15 protein-coding genes are annotated in these 16,525 nt (G+C 62.1%); 10 read left to right on the top strand and 5 right to left on the bottom strand.

Going from position 1 to position 16,525, the window contains the following annotated elements; all coding sequences use genetic code 11:
• Positions 1-89 precede the first annotated feature (89 nt).
• From JL474_RS17200 to JL474_RS17190, 3 genes are all read right to left on the bottom strand, one after another.
• Positions 90-1,634 carry a SpoVR family protein gene (locus JL474_RS17200; protein ID WP_123635881.1) on the bottom strand — a complete coding sequence of 515 codons (1,545 nt, stop codon included), beginning with the start codon at positions 1,632-1,634 and terminating at the stop codon, positions 90-92.
• Positions 1,631-2,923 (bottom strand): YeaH/YhbH family protein, encoded by a 1,293-nt coding sequence (locus JL474_RS17195; RefSeq protein WP_236012340.1) that lies wholly within the window; start codon positions 2,921-2,923, stop codon positions 1,631-1,633. The genes JL474_RS17200 and JL474_RS17195 overlap by 4 nt, the downstream gene beginning before the upstream one ends.
• A gap of 248 nt (positions 2,924-3,171) precedes the next feature.
• The gene (locus JL474_RS17190; protein WP_203143054.1) at positions 3,172-5,094 is read right to left on the bottom strand and encodes a PrkA family serine protein kinase; all 1,923 of its coding nucleotides are present in this window, start codon (positions 5,092-5,094) and stop codon (positions 3,172-3,174) included.
• A gap of 352 nt (positions 5,095-5,446) precedes the next feature.
• Here JL474_RS17190 and JL474_RS17185 point away from each other — a divergent pair, with 352 nt between their 5' ends.
• From JL474_RS17185 to JL474_RS17155, 7 genes are all read left to right on the top strand, one after another.
• Entirely contained in the window at positions 5,447-6,166 is a 720-nt protein-coding gene (locus tag JL474_RS17185) for a nitroreductase (RefSeq protein ID WP_203143053.1), read from the top strand.
• Between the two features lie 97 nt (positions 6,167-6,263).
• Positions 6,264-7,181, top strand: coding sequence for a glycine betaine ABC transporter substrate-binding protein OsmF (gene osmF, locus JL474_RS17180; protein WP_407944068.1), 918 nt, complete (start codon positions 6,264-6,266; stop codon positions 7,179-7,181).
• A gap of 2 nt (positions 7,182-7,183) precedes the next feature.
• A complete protein-coding gene (locus tag JL474_RS17175) occupies positions 7,184-8,365 on the top strand; it encodes an ABC transporter permease (RefSeq protein ID WP_236012339.1) in 1,182 nt (393 codons plus the stop codon).
• Positions 8,366-8,380: 15 nt separating this feature from the next.
• A complete protein-coding gene (locus tag JL474_RS17170) occupies positions 8,381-9,328 on the top strand; it encodes an ABC transporter ATP-binding protein (protein ID WP_203143051.1) in 948 nt (315 codons plus the stop codon).
• Entirely contained in the window at positions 9,328-10,074 is a 747-nt protein-coding gene (locus tag JL474_RS17165) for an ABC transporter permease (protein ID WP_203143050.1), read from the top strand. The genes JL474_RS17170 and JL474_RS17165 overlap by 1 nt, the downstream gene beginning before the upstream one ends.
• A 64-nt stretch (positions 10,075-10,138) precedes the next feature.
• Complete coding sequence (locus tag JL474_RS17160; RefSeq protein ID WP_123635873.1) at positions 10,139-10,459, top strand: antibiotic biosynthesis monooxygenase family protein; 321 nt, start codon at positions 10,139-10,141, stop codon at positions 10,457-10,459.
• Between the two features lie 104 nt (positions 10,460-10,563).
• Positions 10,564-10,938: a hypothetical protein gene (locus tag JL474_RS17155; protein ID WP_203143049.1), complete on the top strand. Its 375-nt coding sequence runs from the start codon at positions 10,564-10,566 to the stop codon at positions 10,936-10,938.
• Here the strand turns inward: JL474_RS17155 and JL474_RS17150 are convergent.
• A complete protein-coding gene (locus JL474_RS17150) occupies positions 10,927-11,268 on the bottom strand; it encodes a hypothetical protein (protein WP_203143048.1) in 342 nt (113 codons plus the stop codon). The genes JL474_RS17155 and JL474_RS17150 overlap by 12 nt on opposite strands.
• A 145-nt stretch (positions 11,269-11,413) precedes the next feature.
• On the opposite strand from JL474_RS17150, the gene JL474_RS17145 reads away from it, so the two are divergent.
• From JL474_RS17145 to JL474_RS17135, 3 genes are all read left to right on the top strand, one after another.
• Positions 11,414-11,872 (top strand): ATPase, encoded by a 459-nt coding sequence (locus tag JL474_RS17145; RefSeq protein ID WP_203143047.1) that lies wholly within the window; start codon positions 11,414-11,416, stop codon positions 11,870-11,872.
• Positions 11,873-11,967: 95 nt separating this feature from the next.
• Positions 11,968-14,865 (top strand): FAD-binding and (Fe-S)-binding domain-containing protein, encoded by a 2,898-nt coding sequence (locus JL474_RS17140; RefSeq protein WP_203143046.1) that lies wholly within the window; start codon positions 11,968-11,970, stop codon positions 14,863-14,865.
• A gap of 139 nt (positions 14,866-15,004) precedes the next feature.
• The gene (locus tag JL474_RS17135) at positions 15,005-15,463 is read left to right on the top strand and encodes an ATPase (protein ID WP_123635868.1); all 459 of its coding nucleotides are present in this window, start codon (positions 15,005-15,007) and stop codon (positions 15,461-15,463) included.
• 41 nt (positions 15,464-15,504) lie between these two features.
• Here the strand turns inward: JL474_RS17135 and JL474_RS17130 are convergent, their stop codons facing one another.
• On the bottom strand, positions 15,505-16,407 hold the full coding sequence (locus JL474_RS17130) for an alpha/beta hydrolase (RefSeq protein ID WP_203143045.1): 903 nt from the start codon (positions 16,405-16,407) through the stop codon (positions 15,505-15,507).
• Positions 16,408-16,525 lie beyond the last annotated feature (118 nt).

Below are 16,525 nucleotides of genomic sequence, written 5' to 3'. Positions count from 1 at the left end.
AGGCTGATATCGGCCTATGAAACCATTGCTGCCGGGCGATGTCACCCTGCGCCCTGACGGGATACCAGGGCGCAGGCCGTCAGGACGGTTTAATCATCGTCATCCAGATGGTGCGGGGGAATGTGGAATTCCTCCACCACGGTGCCGTCGTCGACACTTTCCAGGTGGACGTCGAAGCCCCACAAGCGGTGGACGTGACGGATCACTTCCACCGTGCTGTCGCCAAGCGGCACGCCATCGACCGGCACGTGGCGCAGGGTCAGCGAGCGGTCACCGCGCAGGTCCACGTTCCAGACCTGGATGTTGGGTTCCCGGTAACTGAGGTTGTATTGCCGGGCCAGCTTTTCCCGCAGGGCGCGGTAGCCCATTTCGTCGTGGATGGCGGTAATGCGGTAGACGTCTTCCTCTTCGTCGCTGGAAATCGCGAACAGTTTGAGATCCCGCATCACCTTGGGCGACAGGAACTGCTGGATGAAGCTTTCATCCTTGAAGTTCTTCATCGCGAAATGCAGCGTTTCCACCCAGTCGGATCCGGCGATGTCCGGGAACCACTGGCGGTCTTCTTCGGTCGGCTCCTCGCAGATCCGCCGCAGGTCCGAGTAGATCGAGAAGCCCAGGGTGTAGGGGTTGATGCCGGAATACCAGGGGCTGTCGAACGGCGGCTGGTAGATGACGGCGGTGTGGCTTTGCAGGAATTCCAGCATGAAGCCGTCGGTGACCAGGCCTTTTTCATACATCCGGTGGAGCAGGGTGTAGTGCCAGAAGCTGGCCCAGCCCTCGTTCATGACCTGGGTCTGGCGCTGGGGATAGAAGTACTGGCCGATCTTGCGCACGATGCGGATCAGTTCGCGCTGCCAGGTCTCCAGCAGCGGCGCGTTCTTCTCGATGAAATAGAGCAGGTTTTCCTGGGGCTCCGACGGATAGCGCTTGCGCCGGCGTTCGTCGTCATCGCCGTCGCCGCCCATCCGGGGAATGGTGCGCCACAGGTCGTTAAGCTGGCGTTGCAGGTATTCCTCCCGCTCTTTCTGGCGACGCTGTTCCTCCGACGCCGAAATGGGGGCCGGGCGCTTGTAGCGATCGACGCCGTAGTTCATCAGCGCGTGGCAGGAGTCCAGGATCTGTTCCACCGCGTCCACGCCGTGCCGTTCCTCGCACTCGGCCACGTAATTGCGGGCGAACACCAGGTAATCGATGATCGCGCTGGCGTCGGTCCACGTGCGGAACAGGTAGTTGCCCTTGAAGAAGGAGTTGTGGCCGTAGCAGGCGTGGGCGATCACCAGCGCCTGCATGGGCAGGGTGTTCTCCTCCATCAGGTAGGCGATGCAGGGATCGGAGTTGATCACGATCTCGTACGCCAGGCCCATCTGCCCCCGGGTATAGCCTTTCGACGTGTTCAGGAACTGCTTGCCGAACGACCAGTGATGGTAGCCCACCGGCATCCCCACGGAGCTGTAGGCATCCATCATCTGCTCGGCGCTGATCACTTCGATCTGGTTGGGGTAGGTGTCCAGACCGAACTCTTCGGCGCACTTGGCGATTTCCTCGTCGTATTGGCGAATGAGATCGAACGTCCACTCGGACGTGGTCGATATCGGCTTGTTACCAACGGGCGGCTTTTCAGCGGTACCGGTCATGCGGCTTTCCTCTCGAACAACTGGCGGAAGACCGGGTAAATGTCGCCCGGGTCCGCGATCTGCTGCATGGCAAAACTGTTCGGGTCCTGCTTCAGGATCTTCTCGTACTCGTACCACAGCATCTGGTGATCCTGCGGCGTGATCTCGACATAGGCGTAATACTGCACCAGCGGCAGGATCTGGTCGGCCAGGATCTTGCCGCAGATGGGGGAGTCGTCGTTCCAGTTGTCCCCATCCGACGCCTGGGCCGCGTAGATGTTCCACTCCGACGGTGAGTAACGCGCGTCCACGATCTGTTTCATCAGTTTCAGGGCGCTGGACACGATGGTCCCGCCGGTTTCCCGGGAGTAGAAGAACTCTTCCTCATCCACTTCCTTGGCACTGGTGTGATGGCGGATGAAGACCACTTCGATGCGCTTGTAGTTCTTCTTCAGGAACAGGTACAACAGGATGAAGAAGCGCTTGGCGATGTCCTTGTGCACTTGCGTCATGGAGCCGGAGACGTCCATCAGGCAGAACATGACGGCGCTGGTGGCCGGCTTCGGCTTCTTGACGTGCTGGCGGTAGCGCAGGTCGATCTCGTCGATCCAGGGGATGCGGCGGAGGTTGCCTTTCAGGCGCTTGATTTCGGCTTCCAGCGCGTCGATCTGGTCCTGCGGGCTGAAGGCGGGATCCGGTTCCTCCGGATGGGCCTTGAGTTCGGCGAGTTGGGCTTCCAGTTCACGCAGCTTGCGCTTGCGGGCACCGCCCAGACCCAGTCGTCGGGCATGCGCGCCGCGCAGCGAGCGAACCACATCCAGCTTCGCCGGGATGCCCTGGGAGGTAAAGCCGGCGCGTTCGTACTTGAACGCCTCGGTATCCTTCAGCTTTTTGCGGGCCAGATTCGGCAACTCGAGATCGTCGAACAGGAAGTCCAGGAACTCGTCCTGGGTGATCTGAAAGGCGAATTCGTCCATCCCCTCACCGTCGGGGCTGGCGCTGCCCTGACCCTGGCCGCCACCGCCGCCCTGGGGTTTCGGCACCGTGTCGCCGGCCACGAATTCCCTGTTACCCGGATGAACGACCTCACGATGGCCGCCCGGACCGTGGTGGAAAATCGGCTCGTCAATATCCTTGGTCGGGATGCTGACATGCTCACCCCGTTCGATATCGGTAATCGACCGACGTTGCACGGCATCCGCCACCGCTTTCTTGATGTGGTGGCGGTAACGGCGCAGGAAGCGTTCGCGGTTCACTGCGCTTTTGTTTTTGCCGTTCAGGCGGCGGTCGACGACATGAGTCATCCCCATAACACTCTCCAGTTCTCGGTGGAGGTCGTCCCTGAAGGCGCAAATTGCTGCGTTGCGCAGTGCTCACACGCTCACCTACCGGACGGTATGCCTCGCGTGTTGCGCGCTGGGCGCCTTGCACTTTGCACCTTCATGAACGCCCCGGACCTCGAGTCAATTCCAGGGAGCTTCACCTTTCCTTTTTGCTGACTCCCAACCTGGTTCAGGGTCGGGCCGCGGCTGCGGTTAAGCGGCGAGCGGCCGTTCCGTTACTGGGACTTCCTGACCCGCAGGTACCATTCGGCCAGCAGGCGGACCTGCTTCTCGGTGTACCCGCGTTCGACCATCCTTTCGACGAACTGTTTGTGTTTCTTCTGGTCTTCCTGCGAGGCCTTCGGGTTGAAGGAGATGACCGGAAGCAGGTCCTCGGTGTTGGAGAACATTTTCTTCTCGATCACGCTGCGCAGTTTTTCGTAGCTGAGCCAGGACGGATTCTGGCCCTGGTTGTTGGCGCGTGCCCGCAGTACGAAGTTGACCACTTCGTTGCGGAAATCTTTGGGGTTGCTGATGCCGGCTGGCTTTTCGATTTTCTCCAGCTCGTCGTTGATGGCGGAGCGGTTGAGGATCTCGCCGGTTTCCGGATCCCGGTATTCCTGGTCCTGGATCCAGAAGTCCGCGTAGGTCACGTAGCGGTCGAACAGGTTCTGGCCGTACTCGCTGTAACTCTCCAGGTAAGCGGTCTGGATTTCCTTGCCGATGAACTCGACGTAGTGCGGCGCCAGGTATTCCTTGATGAACCGCAGGTAGCGCTCCTGCACTTCGTTGGGGAACTGCTCCTGTTCGATCTGCTTCTCGAGGACATACAGCAGGTGGACCGGGTTGGCCGCAATTTCGGTGGTGTCGAAGTTGAACACCTTGGACAGGATCTTGAAGGAGAAACGGGTCGACAGACCGTCCATGCCCTCGTTCACACCGGCGGAATCCCGGTACTCCTGGATCGACTTGGCCTTGGGATCCGTGTCCTTGATGTTCTGGCCATCGTAGACCCGCATCTTGGAGAAGATGCTGGAGTTCTCAGGCTCCTTCAGGCGGGACAGCACGGTGAACTGGGCCAGCATGTCCAGGGTGTCCGGCGCACACGGGGCACCCTGCAGCGAGCTGTTACGCAACAGCTTGCGGTAGATGTCGATCTCTTCGGTCACCCGCACACAATAGGGCACCTTGACGATGTAGACCCGGTCGAGGAACGCCTCGTTGTGTTTGTTGTTACGGAAGGTCTGCCACTCGGACTCGTTGGAGTGGGCGAGGATGATGCCGTCGAACGGCACCGAACCCATGCCTTCGGTGGTGTTGTAGTTGCCTTCCTGGGTGGCGGTCAGCAGCGGGTGCAGTACCTTGATGGGCGCCTTGAACATCTCGACGAATTCCATCAGACCCTGGTTGGCCTTACTCAGGCCGCCGGAGAAACTGTAGGCGTCCGGATCATCCTGGGAGAACTCCTCCAGCATTCGGATGTTGACCTTGCCCACCAGGGCGGAGATGTCCTGGTTGTTGTCGTCACCGGGCTCGGTCTTGGAGATGCCGATCTGGTCCAGCACCGACGGATAACGCTTGACCACCTTGAACTGGCTGATGTCCCCGCCGAACTCATGCAACCGCTTCACCGCCCAGGGCGACATGATGGGCTTGAGATAGCGGGTGGGGATGCCGTATTCCTCTTCCAGGATGGCGCCATCTTCGTCCGGATCGAACAGCCCCAACGGCGACTCGTTCACCGGGGAATCCTTGATGGCGTAGAACGGCACCTTCTGCATCAACTGCTTGAGCTTTTCCGCCAGGGAGGACTTACCGCCGCCCACCGGGCCCAGCAGATAGAGGATCTGTTTCTTCTCTTCCAGGCCCTGGGCCGCGTGCTTGAAGAAGGAGACGATGTTCTCGACGGCGTCTTCCATGCCGTAGAACTCGGAGAATTCCGGGTAGCTCTTAATGACCTTGTTGGAAAAGATGCGTGAAAGACGCGGATCACGGGAGGTGTCTATGTGTTCCGGTTTGCCGATCGCCATCAACATCCGCTCGGCTGCTGTGGCGTACGCCGACTTGTCGCGTTTGCAGATCTCCAGGTATTCCTCAAGAGTGAATTCCTCCTCCTGAGTTGATTCATACCGATCTTTGAAGTGCTGCAGAATGCTCATATAGGCCCCTCGCTCGCAATATGTTACGCACAACTACACGTGTCAGTTCCCCGATTCAGATCGTCAGGCTTGCCTTATACCGGCGCCCAGTAGATGGATGGAAAGTTTGGAAATGGGAGTGTCGCAACCCGAATGCGCCGGTCGTCGGATTCCGGTTCGACTGCTTTCAGCTTAGTTCAGCTTCTGCACCTTGGACAGTTACGAAAGGTTTTTGTTTCAGGATTATTGCTGCACATTTTTGAAGCATTATGTAAGCCGTCTTGAGTCAAATCGACCATCACTCAAGTCATAGTAGTTCGGGATGACTCAAGGCAGGATAGAACCTCTCAATGGCTTTGATAAGGAATGCAGGATGGAGTTCAGTGAGGTCATGGCGCGCCGCCACAGCGTGCGCTCCTTTACCCCGGAACCGGTGCCGGACGCGGTGTTGAAGGATCTGCTGGCGACAGCCGTGACAGCGCCCAGCTGGTCCAATACCCAGCCTTACCAGTTTGCGATTGCCCGGGGGGACGTACTGGAATCCCTGCGCACTGAGTTGCCTCGGCGGTTTGACCGGGTGGCCGAGTTGCAGAGGGCTCCGATGCTCAAAAAGGCATTGGCCTGGGCCACGCGGGATGGCCTGCCGGATGGCGACTTCCAGCCGGTCCGCCAGTATCCATCCGATCTTCAGCCCCGCCGGGCCGCCACCGGCTATGGCCTGTATGAAATGTTGGGCATTGATCGGAAAGACTTCAAAGCCCGGCACGAACAGATGGCGGAAAACTTCCGCTTCTTCGGCGCGCCGGTCACCCTGTTCCTGTTTGTCCACGAAGGCCTGGGCGTCTACAGCGTGCTGGACGCGGGCATTTTCCTGCAGAGCCTGATGCTGGCCGCCACCGACCGGGGGCTGGGTACCTGTGCTCAGGGCGCGCTGGCCCTGTGGCGCTCGCCGCTGGAAAAACACTTCACGATTCCGGCGCGCTATAAACTGCTGTGCGGCATTTCCATCGGCTATCCATCCGATCACAGAATCAACGATTTCCAGCCCGAAAAGTTGGGCGTGGACGCGCTGACCATTCCCGAACGGTCATAAGCTGCTCATTTTCATCCTGATATGCCTTGCCTTCGTATATGGGTTGCTTAGACTTGAAACCAGACTGCCCTGAAAAAAATCAGCAAGGAGAGTGTCCGTGTCCCTCATTTCGCGTATTCGTCGCAGCCTGCCCGCGCTGTTGTTGCTCGTGGCCGGACCGGTGCTGGCCGCCGAACCGGTCGTGGTGTCCTCCAAAATCGACACCGAGGGCTCGGTGCTGGGGCAGATGATCCTGCAGAGCCTGCAGAGGGCCGACATCCCGGTAGAAAACCGGATCCAGCTCGGGGCCACCAATATTGTGCGCAACGCCATCAAGGCCGGCGAAATCGACATCTATCCCGAATACACCGGCAACGCCGCCTTCTTTTACGACAAAACCGACAGCGGCGTCTGGAACAAGGCTGGCCCGGCCTATGAGATGGCCAAGAAGCTGGATTACGACGCCGAGAAAATCGTCTGGCTGACGCCGGCCGATGCCAACAACACCTGGGCCATGAGCGTGCGGGGCGATCTGGCCCGCAAGGAAAACCTGGAGACGCTCGACGATCTGGCGGCCTACATCAACAACGGCGGCGCGTTCCGATTTGCGGCCAGTGCGGAATTCGTGGAATCCGCCAGTGCGCTGCCGGCGTTTCAGAAAGCCTATGGCTTCGAGCTGAAGTCGGACCAGTTGCTGATCCTGTCCGGCGGCAACACCGCCGCCACCATGCGCGCCGCGGCGCTCAACGACAACGACGTCAACGGCGCCATGACCTATGGCACGGACGGCGGCCTCAACGCCCTGGATCTGAAGGTGATGACCGACACCAAAGGCGTACAGCCGGTGTATCAGCCAACGCCCATCATTCGCGAGCCGGTGCTCAAGGCGTATCCGCAGATCCGCGACATCCTCAAGCCGGTGTTTGAGTCCCTTGACCTGGAAACCCTGCAGCGCCTGAATGGTGAAGTGGCCGTCAACGGCGCCCCGGCCGAGAAAGTGGCCCGGGACTACCTGGACTCCCTCAAACAGGATTGAGTTTGCCTTCCCTCGACGAACCGCCCAATCGGGTTATCACCGTACTGGGGCTGTTGGCCCTGGTGTTGGTGTGGGTATTGGACCTGGGAACGGTCCAGCCCAACCGAATCGTGCCCGGAACCGGATACGGTCTGTTTGCGGCGGCCGGTTGGCTTGGCGCCGTCACGGTTTCGGCCGGTTTGTGTGTGCTGATGGCGCTGGCGGTCCTGCCGCTGCGCCGGCGCTATACCCTGCTCGGCATCCTGCTGACCCTGGCACTGGCGGCATTGCCCGATCTGCTGGTGATCTTCACGTCCGCCCATCTTCCCAAGGATTCGCCCTATGCCCGCACGGCGGTTGGCGCCGGCTTCTGGTCATTGCTGTTCCTGCTGGTGTTGATGCTGATTGAGGTGGTGGGACGGCTGCGGATCGGGCGGCGTGGCCAACTGGGCATCCTGGTGGTGATCCTGGCAGGCTGGGCGCTGTTGATCCGTCAAGGCGGGCTCGACAGCCTCTCGCTGATGCGCGAATTCAGCAACCGGCCCGATCAATTCCTGCAGGCACTCTGGGCTCATCTGGCGCTGGCTTTGGGCGCGGTGGCGATCAGCTTCGTGCTGGCGTTTGCCCTGGTATTGAAAATGATGCGCTCGGAAGCCTGGCGCCGGCCGGTGTTTGGCGTCGTCAGCTTCCTGCAGACCATTCCCAGCCTGGCCTTGTTCGGTCTCCTGATTGCCCCGCTCAGCGCGCTGACAGCCGCGTTCCCGCTGCTGCAAAGCCTGGGTATCCGTGGCATTGGTTGGGCGCCGGCGCTGTTGGCGCTGATCGCCTACAGCCTGTTGCCGATGGTGCGTAATACGTTCGTGGCTTTGACGGAAGTCCCGGAAGCGGTGATCGATGCCGGGCGGGGCATGGGCATGACCGAGCGCCAATTGTTCCTGCAGGCCCGATTGCCGCTGGCGATCCCGGTCATCATCGAGGGCGTTCGCATTACCGCCATCCAGGCGATGGGACTGACCGCGGTGGCAGCACTGATCGGCGCCGGGGGGTTCGGTACCTTTATTTTCCAGGGGCTGGGGCAGGCGGCCATGGACCTGGTCATGCTGGGCGCCTTGCCGACGATCGGACTGGCTATCGCGGCCGACGTGGTGTTGTCCACTCTCGCCAATGCTCTGCAACCGCGGCCCGCAGCCGCACTCCCGCAATAAGAGGACATCCAGCGGATGATCGAACTGAAAAACGTCACCCGCCGGTTCGGCCAGACCGTGGCCGTGGATCACATCGACCTGACGGTGGAAACCGGCGAAGTCTGCGTACTGGTGGGCAGTTCGGGGTGTGGCAAGTCCACCACGCTGCGCATGATCAACCGACTCCTGCCGGCCAGCAGCGGCGAGATCCTGGTCGACGGTGAGGACGTCACCGGTATGGACCTGCAGCGTCTGCGCCTGAACATGGGCTACGCCATCCAGGGCACGGGCCTGTTCCCGCACTGGAGCGTGGCGCGCAACATCGCGCTGGTGCCCAGGCTCCTCAAGTGGCCGAAAGAACGCATCGACGCCCGCGTCACTGAATTGCTGCAAATGCTGGAAATGGACCCGGCCAGCTTCGCCGACAAGTATCCCCAGCAACTGTCCGGCGGCCAGGCCCAACGGGTCGGTGTGGCGCGGGCTCTGGCGGCGGATCCCAACATCCTGCTGATGGACGAGCCGTTTGGCGCGCTCGATGCCATCACCCGGGAAAACCTGCAGCTGGAGATGCTGCGCTTGCAACGCCAGTTGAAGAAAACCACCGTCTTCGTCACCCACGACATCGACGAGGCCCTGCGCCTGGCGACGCGGATTGCCGTGATGGACCAGGGCCGCATCGTCCAGCACGACACGCCGGAGAACATCCTGCGCCGACCGGCGTCGGACTTTGTGGAAAACCTGGTAGGCAAGCAGGATCGCGGCCTCAAACTGATGGCCCTGCGACCCGTGCGCGACCTGATGACGCCTCACGACAAGCCGCGCCCCGCCGAACCGGGCGCTGATGGTTTGAAGGAAGACGACAGCCTGCGGCTGGCCCTGTCGGTCATGCTCTGGCAGGACCTCAGACAGGTGGCGGTGTTCGACCACCAGGGCAATGAAACTGGTGTCCTGCTGCGTGAGCGCCTGATCGAGGGAGGCGTTTGATGCGCATCTGGCGGACGCCGGTTCTATGGTTGGCCGTGTTGCTGGCGCTGACGTTGGGCATGGATGGGCTGGAACCCCTGTTCCGACTGATCCAGCCGGACACGCAAAGCGTGATTTACCAGCGGGAGACGTTCCTGTTCCTGCTGGGCAATCACGTGCTGCTGGTGCTGATTTCGGCGACGATCGGCACCTTTGCCGCTGTCGCTGGCGGCATTTTCGCAACGAGGCCGTCGGGCCGGGACTTCCTGCCGCTGGTCAGCCAGATCGCCTCCATTGGCCAGACGTTCCCGCCGGTGGCGGTCCTGGCCCTGGCGGTGCCGGTGCTGGGGTTCGGGGAAGGGCCGACGCTGGTGGCGCTGGTGCTGTATGGCCTGCTGCCGGTGCTGCGCAACACCCTGGCCGGGCTGGACGGCATCGATCCCGCCGTCACTGAGGCGGCCCGGGGCATGGGCATGTCGGCCCGCCAGGTGTTGTTCCAGGTGGAAATCCCGCTGGCGGGTCGCGTGATCCTGGCGGGCATCCGCACGTCGGTCACCATCAACATCGCCACCGCGGCCATCGGCTCCACCATCGGCGCCCGCACCCTGGGGGACCCGGTGATCGCCGGATTGGTCAACGGCAATACCGCGTACGTGCTGCAAGGTGCGCTGCTGATCGGCCTGCTGGCGCTGATGACCGACAGCCTGTTTGAAGCCCTGGAAAAACTCTGGGCCCGGCGGTTGGCGCCGACGGTTTCACCCGCCTGAACCGTTCCCGCGCCGGCAACCAGCGCCTATGATGGCGGAGTGTTCAGCTGATAGGGAGACCACCATGAAATACATCTTCGAAGTCCGCATCAAGGAAGGGCACACCGCCGAGGAATACGCGGATGCCTGGGTGCGTGCCAGCGAGCTGATCCAGCAGGCGCCGGGTGCCCGGGGTACCGAGCTGCACCGGATGATCGGCGATCCGATGCGTTTGATCGCCATTGCCCAATGGGACAGTAAGGCCAGTCGGGACGCGATGGAGGGCGAGCCCAATGAAGAGATTCGGGCGATCATCCGCAGCGCGGCGCCGTTTGTGGAGATCCGCCGCATCGGTGAGTTCGAAGATCCGGAATGGGTGGTGATGCCGGACAAGTCGAAAAATTGAACAGCAGTTCACGGACATTTGGTAAATTGTGTGTACTATTGCGATAGTTTCCGATGGTACTGACGAGCCGCCCGCCGGGGGTGGTGATTTCACAGGGATGCGACATGTCCGTCAGCTTGCTGGTGAAGGCTGCTGAAATACTCACATTGATTTTGCTGGGCCTGTTGGGCGGGCAGATCTGCCGTCTTTGGCGCGCCGATCAGCGGCCGGCGGTTTCCAGCCAAGCGATGACGCAGGCACCTGCCGACCTTTCCGGTCAACCGGAGGTCATTCTGGCGGACTACATCGGTGAGCTGATGGCCGGCACGCAGGCGCCGCTGCCTGAACTCGCTCTGCCGGAACCTGTCCCGGTCGTACCCCCGCCGGCAGACATACAGCCGAAACCCGCGTCGAGTCAGCCCGAGGCAACCGCCCGACAGTCTGATTACCCGTCGGTCGCTGCGTTGCTGGCCCGCCGCTGCGACACGTCATCCGCCTGATTGATTGCCGTCACTGGCCGGAAGCCGCTGATACCAAGCCGCGTAGGGCGTGTTCGCGACCAGGCAGCGATTATAGTCCGGCGCCCCATCGGTCCACCAGATCTCACCGCGCTCACCCAGTGCGCGTTTCGCCTCGTCCACCGATGCCCGTGCTGCTTTTAACGCCCTGCTGTCATCGGTCTGTTTCGCATCTCGAACCTCGCGGCGGGCCGACATCAACTGCTTCGTCCAGTACTCGCGGTCGCTGGCCGGCAGCTCTGGATTCGTGGCACGCCAGAGCCGGCCCCGTACGACGATGTAACGATCATCCGGTGTTTTCAGCGCTGGCATCGTGGCTCTTCCTCGCATCCATGACAGAATCGTCAGGTGAACCGTTCAGGTGTGCACCGGTTTGTGGTTTACACTGAGGGTCAGGTCGTCGGCCATCGGTTGAGGTGGCCGGCAAACGTCGCCGTCAGACTACGGAGGACGCCGAATGGAAATCAAGACGTTTGAGGACCTCATCGACTGGGCGCGTCAACTTCACGCGCACCTGGCCCGTTCCCTGAAGGAATCGGCCGGAGGCAACCAGAACGAGCGGGCCAGCGCTCTGCTCGGCTACCTGTCCGAACACGAGTCGGAGCTGGAACGCATTACCGCGGAGTTCGAGAAACAGGCGGATCCCAAGGCGATGAAGACCCGCCTGTACGATTTCTACAACCACAAACCGTTCGACTCCTACCGCAAGCCCGATCACTACTACGCCAAACTCAGCTTTGACGAGATTGCCGAGGAAATCTTCCATTTCCACGATGAGCTGATGGCGCTCTATCAGGCCTTGTTGCGCAAGGCCGAGCTGCGTGAAGTCGCCGACCTGGTTCAGGAGCTGCTGGACATGGAGCAGAACGAATCCATGCGCCTGGCCCGCCAGGTGCGCAGTATGGACGACGTCTGAACGCGTCCGACCGGATCAGGCCCGTCTTGCCCGCTTTCCTGTGCCGGTGAGACGGGGCCGCCCATTCACTCCTGCACGCACCGTAAGGAGCGCGCATGGCCAGAGAAACCGCAGTCGCCGCCGACCATACGGCTGACATCGATTCATTGGTGACCGCCCTGGAGTCGGTCATCGACGGTGAAGTCCGTTTCGAAATGGGCAGTCGAGCCCTGTACGCCACCGACGCCTCCAATTACCGCCAGGTACCGACCGGCGTCGTCATTCCCCGTCACGAGCAGGACATCGAGCAGGCGGTGGCCGTGGCCCGCCGGTTCGACGCGCCCATCCTGATGCGTGGGGCAGGGACCAGCCTGGCCGGCCAGACCTGCAATGCCGCTGTGGTCCTGGATACCTCGAAATACATGAATCGTGTGCTGGCGGTGGAACCGGACGATCGGACCGCGGTCATCCAGCCCGGGGTTGTCTGTGACGTCCTTCGGGACGCCGCCGAGCAGCACGGCCTGACTTTCGGGCCGGACCCTTCGACCCATACCCAATGCACCCTGGGCGGCATGATTGGCAACAACAGCTGCGGCGCCCATTCCGTGATGGCCGGCAAGACCGACGACAACACCGAATCCCTGGAGATCCTGACCTACGACGGTGTGCGCATGACGGTCGGGCCCACGTCCGAGGACGAGTTGGCCGACATCATTGAGGCCGGTGGCCGCAAAGGTGAGATCTACCAAGCTCTGCGCGATCTGCGGGACCGCTACGCCGATCACATCCGCAGCGGTTTTCCCGACATCCGGCGACGGGTGTCGGGCTACAACCTGGACGCGCTGTTGCCGGAAAACGGCTTCAACGTAGCCCGCGCGCTGGTTGGCAGCGAAGGCACCTGTGCGGTCACGCTGTCGGCCCGAATGCGACTGGTGGACAGTCCGCCGCACCGGGTGCTGGTGGTGCTCGGGTATGAGGACATCTGCCAGGCCGGGGACCAGGCACCGGCGATCCTGAAAACCGGGCCGCTCTCGGTGGAAGGCCTCGATGAGCGCATCGTCGGGGACATGCGCAAGAAAGGCTGGGGGCTGCACGCCATCGAGGGGCTGCCGGACGGCAATGGTTGGATTCTGTCGGAGTTTGGCGGGAATTCCATGGAAGAGGCGACCCGGGCTGCACAGAGGGCCATCGACAGCCAGCAGGCTCACTGCGTCGACAGCAAACTCTACACGGACCCCGACGAGGCCAATCGGGTCTGGAACGTTCGCAAGAGCGGTTCGGCCGCTACCAACGCACTGCCGGGCGAGGACGAGAGCTATCCCGGCTGGGAAGATGCGGCGGTGGACCCCGAACGGGTCGGCGACTACCTGCGCGACTTCCGCAAGCTACTGGACCGCTACGGCTATCGGTCCTCACTCTACGGGCATTTTGGCGACGGCTGTATCCACGGCCGCATGACGTTCGACCTGTCCAGCCACGAGGGCGTTGCCACATGGCGCCGTTTCCTCGATGAAGCCGCCGACCTGGTGGTGGCCTATGGCGGGTCGCTGTCCGGCGAGCACGGCGATGGGCAGGCACGGGCGGAGCTCTGGCCCAGGATGTTCAGCCCGGAATTGATGGATGCTTTCCGGGCATTCAAGACGATCTGGGACCCGCAGGGCCGTCTCAATCCCCACAAATTGATCGATCCGTACCGCATCGACGAGCACCTGCGAACCGGCCCGGACCATGACCCCGTCGAACCGGAACCGCTGTATTTCAGTTTTCACCGGGACGAGGGGCGCTTCTCCTCCGCGGCCCATCGCTGTGTGGGCGTGGGCAAGTGCCGCAGCTACGCCGGGGGCACCATGTGCCCGAGCTATCGGGGCACACAGGAAGAGAAACATTCCACCCGGGGACGGGCGCGGCTGCTGTTCGAGATGCTCCACGGCGACACGCTGGAGGGTGTCTGGAACAACGAGTCCGTGCATGAAGCCCTGGACCTCTGCCTCGCCTGCAAAGCCTGCCGGCAGGAGTGCCCGGTGCAAGTGGACATGGCCACCTACAAGGCCGAGTTCATGGCCCACTACTACGAACATCACCGGCGCCCGCGCCAGGCCTGGACGCTGGGGCTGATCCACGAATGGTCCCGGGTGGCGGGAAAGGCGCCGCGCCTCTTCAACGGGCTGACGCGGCTGCCCGGCGCCGCCGCCGTCGTTCGCCAACTGACCGGTATGACCGCTGAACGGGATCTGCCGTCATTTTCGCCCCATCCGTTCACCCGGAATTATCGATCGGTATCGATGCCGGAAGGGCGCCCGGCGGTGATGCTGTGGCCCGATACGTTCAACAACTTCCTGCAATCCGATTGTCTGCAGTCGGCATCTCGGGTGCTGGAGCGCCTGGGCTATGCCGTCCAGTTGCCGGGGCGACCGGTCTGCTGCGGCCGGCCGCTGTACGACCACGGCATGCTCGAGCGTGCCCGCTGGCGCCTGAGGCAGGTGCTGGAAACGCTGGCACCGGCGATCGAGGCCGGCATTCCGGTCGTGGGGCTGGAGCCCTCCTGTATGAGCACGTTCCGCGAGGAACTGCTGAACTTCTTCCCGGACGACCGGCGCGCCCAATGGCTGGCGGAGAACACCTGGTTGTTCCCGGACTTCCTGGCGCAGCAGACGGATCTGTCGCTGCCGAGTCTCGATGGGGACGCCTGGGTGCATGGTCACTGTCACCAGAAGGCTCTGGTTGGCATGGCAGGCACCCGCTCGCTGCTGGAAGGTCTGGGGCTCAAGGTGAGCCTGCCGGATAATGGTTGCTGTGGGATGGCGGGCGCGTTCGGCTTCGATGCCGACAAGTATCCGGTTTCCATGCGCATTGCCGAGTCGGCCATGCTGCCGTCACTTCGGGAGACGCCACAGGACACGTATCTGATTGCGGACGGCTTCAGTTGTCGCGAGCAGATCCGGCACGGCAGTGGTCGCACGGCGTTGCATACGGCCCAGTTGCTGGACCGGGCCATGCTGGGCAGGGAAGGCTAGCGTGCGGCTTTATGCGGCTGGCTTGACCAGCGTCATACCGGGAGCCCGGCCGCTGTGAGAGCATCAACCGATCAGCCCCTTGGCGATCTCGTCAGACTTCGATGGCGCGCGGGGCGCTACTACGGCGGGGATGCTTCTTATGGAAATCAGGACCTTTGAAGACCTCATCGACTGGGCGAGGCAACTCCACGGGCATCTGTCCCGCAGCCTGGACGAGTGCAGCGGCCGGAACGAAAACGAACGCGCCAGCGCCTTGCTCCACTATCTCTCTGAGCATGAGGCGGAGCTGGAACGCATCACGGCCGAGTTCGAGCGTCAGGCCGATCCCAAGGCGCTGAAGACGCGGTTATACGACTTCGTCCGCCATCATGCCTTCCAGACCGACCGCAAGACCGATGCCCACTACGCCACGCTGGGTTTCGACGACATTGCCCGGGAAATCTTCGCCTTCCACGATGAGTTGATCGCCCTTTACGAGTCGCTCGTCCGCAAGGCTGAAATCCCCGAAGTCGCTGAGCTCATGACGTCGCTGTTGGCGATGGAAACCAATGAGTACATGCGTCTCGCCCGACAGGTGCTCAGCATGGATGATGTCTGATCCTGGCGGAGCGACAGCCAGGTGCTCCGCCAGGGCTGAGATTAATGGGTGTTCGTGATTCGGGTGACCACCGCGTCCACCACGTCGGGATGCCAGAGCAGGCGATGATGGCCCAGACCGCGAGTCTGAAGCACGTCGGCGACCGTCCAGCTGACCCGGACCCGTTCACTCTGGGACGGCGGAACATGCCGGTCATCGCTGTCGTACACCACCAACCCGTTGCCGGGCAGCCCCGACGCCAGATGCGGGAGTGACAGTTGGTTCCACAGGTCCTCCCCGAAACGGTCTTCCATCATTCGGCGGTGGTCGCGCAGGACGCTGGCGGGAACGCCCAGCGTAGCCCCCAGCCCATTGACCACCGATGATAAGTCGGACGGCGGCGCCAGCAGAACCAGATGCTTTGCGTTCAGGCCGTGCGTCAGTGCCCGGGCGGCGGCCAGTGAACCCAGCGAGTGGGCCAGGACGGCATGCACGGGCCCGGTGCTCTGGCCAACACGCCGAACCACCTCCGCCATTTCAAACAGATCGGTTTGTGAGCCTTGGGCCCGGCCATGGGCCGGCGCATCGAACAGCACCACCCGATAGCCGGCGGCCACAAGCGGTTTGACATAGGCACCGAACTGGATACCCGCACCGGACCAGCCATGCACGCCCAGCACCGTCGGCCCTTCACCCCAGCTGTAAATTGGGATGGTATTGCTGCCGTGGTGAAGCTGGGTGTGGCTGTCGGCTTCGTCCAGCAAGTACTCGTAGCGGGAGGGCATCGGCAGTCGCGAAGGACGGAAGAATTGCCGGTTCACCAGACTGGCGGCTCCGGTCGGCGAAACCCGGGCGTACAGCGAAAGGCCTAGTCGCCGCAATGAGCGGTTCAGTCCCGGCCGCGCGGATCGGGGGGTGTCAGGGAGACGGGTGACGGCCGGAAAGGCTTTGACGGGAACGTTCATGATCAGCACTCCTGGCAGGGATCGTCGGCGGATCCCGGTGGATGACAGGATCAGGTTACGGCTTGCCCCGATTCGCCAGGAGTGTCATATTTGACATATAAAGTGCTGAATAGGTCAT

The organism is Marinobacter mangrovi, from assembly GCF_016798325.1.
In the GTDB taxonomy this organism is placed as follows: Bacteria; Pseudomonadota; Gammaproteobacteria; order Pseudomonadales; family Oleiphilaceae; genus Marinobacter_A; species Marinobacter_A mangrovi.
This window is presented reverse-complemented; position numbering and strand designations above follow the sequence as displayed.

What these genes read in the sequence shown, in the direction of transcription:
- JL474_RS17160 (WP_123635873.1), top strand. Translation starts at nt 10,139, where the DNA reads ATGAAATACATCTTCGAAGTCCGCATCAAGGAAGGGCACACCGCCGAG.
- JL474_RS17140 (WP_203143046.1), top strand. Translation starts at nt 11,968, where the DNA reads ATGGCCAGAGAAACCGCAGTCGCCGCCGACCATACGGCTGACATCGAT.
- JL474_RS17170 (WP_203143051.1), top strand. Translation starts at nt 8,381, where the DNA reads ATGATCGAACTGAAAAACGTCACCCGCCGGTTCGGCCAGACCGTGGCC.
- JL474_RS17165 (WP_203143050.1), top strand. Translation starts at nt 9,328, where the DNA reads ATGCGCATCTGGCGGACGCCGGTTCTATGGTTGGCCGTGTTGCTGGCG.
- JL474_RS17155 (WP_203143049.1), top strand. Translation starts at nt 10,564, where the DNA reads ATGTCCGTCAGCTTGCTGGTGAAGGCTGCTGAAATACTCACATTGATT.
- JL474_RS17200 (WP_123635881.1), bottom strand. Translation starts at nt 1,634, where the DNA reads ATGACCGGTACCGCTGAAAAGCCGCCCGTTGGTAACAAGCCGATATCG.
- JL474_RS17185 (WP_203143053.1), top strand. Translation starts at nt 5,447, where the DNA reads ATGGAGTTCAGTGAGGTCATGGCGCGCCGCCACAGCGTGCGCTCCTTT.
- JL474_RS17190 (WP_203143054.1), bottom strand. Translation starts at nt 5,094, where the DNA reads ATGAGCATTCTGCAGCACTTCAAAGATCGGTATGAATCAACTCAGGAG.
- JL474_RS17195 (WP_236012340.1), bottom strand. Translation starts at nt 2,923, where the DNA reads ATGGGGATGACTCATGTCGTCGACCGCCGCCTGAACGGCAAAAACAAA.
- JL474_RS17145 (WP_203143047.1), top strand. Translation starts at nt 11,414, where the DNA reads ATGGAAATCAAGACGTTTGAGGACCTCATCGACTGGGCGCGTCAACTT.
- JL474_RS17150 (WP_203143048.1), bottom strand. Translation starts at nt 11,268, where the DNA reads ATGCCAGCGCTGAAAACACCGGATGATCGTTACATCGTCGTACGGGGC.
- JL474_RS17130 (WP_203143045.1), bottom strand. Translation starts at nt 16,407, where the DNA reads ATGAACGTTCCCGTCAAAGCCTTTCCGGCCGTCACCCGTCTCCCTGAC.
- JL474_RS17135 (WP_123635868.1), top strand. Translation starts at nt 15,005, where the DNA reads ATGGAAATCAGGACCTTTGAAGACCTCATCGACTGGGCGAGGCAACTC.